Annotated in this window: 1 protein-coding gene; it reads left to right on the forward strand. The window is 61.7% G+C overall.

Features of this window, described 5'->3' with window-relative positions:
* Positions 1-15 precede the first annotated feature (15 nt).
* The coding region (locus ACLARN_RS44150) for a reverse transcriptase domain-containing protein (protein WP_409497458.1) at positions 16-677 on the forward strand (662 nt) is incomplete at its 3' end.

The raw sequence follows: 677 nt of genomic DNA on the forward strand, positions 1-677 counted from the left end.
CTCGGCGTGCCGACCGTGGCCGACCGGATCGCTCAGACGGTGGTGGCCATGACGTTGGAACCGTTGGTGGAACCCGTGTTCCACGATGATTCCTATGGTTACCGGCCGGGGCGGTCGGCGTTGGACGCGGTCGCGGTGTGCCGGGACCGGTGTTGGCGAAGTCAATGGGTGATCGATCTCGACATCCGGGGTTTCTTCGACAACGTGCCGCATGCTCCGATCCTGCGGGCGGTCGGGAAACACACGGATAAACCGTGGGTGCTGTTGTATGTACAGCGGTGGCTCACGGCACCGGTCCAGCGGGCTGACGGAACCCTGGAAGCCCGGGATCGGGGAACCCCGCAGGGCTCCGCGATCTCGCCCTTGTTGTCGAACTTGTTCATGCACTACGCATTCGATGATTGGCTAGCTCGGATGCAGCCGCTGGTCAGGTTCGAGCGGTACTGCGACGACGCGATCGTGCATTGTGTGACCGAGAAACAGGCTCACTATATCCTCAGGTCGATCAAGGAAAGGCTGGCACGACTCGGGCTGGAGTTGCATCCAGGGAAAACCAAGATCGTGCAGTGTGTTCAAGAGGGCAGAGACCGCGCGCAGTATGGTGTGGAGTTCACCTTCCTGGGATACACGTTCCGGCCCCGATACGCTCGACTGCGGGACGGTCGCTGGAAATCCGG

Origin of the sequence: Amycolatopsis sp. cmx-11-12 (genome assembly GCF_046269425.1) — a bacterium.
Lineage (GTDB): Bacteria > Actinomycetota > Actinomycetes > Mycobacteriales > Pseudonocardiaceae > Amycolatopsis.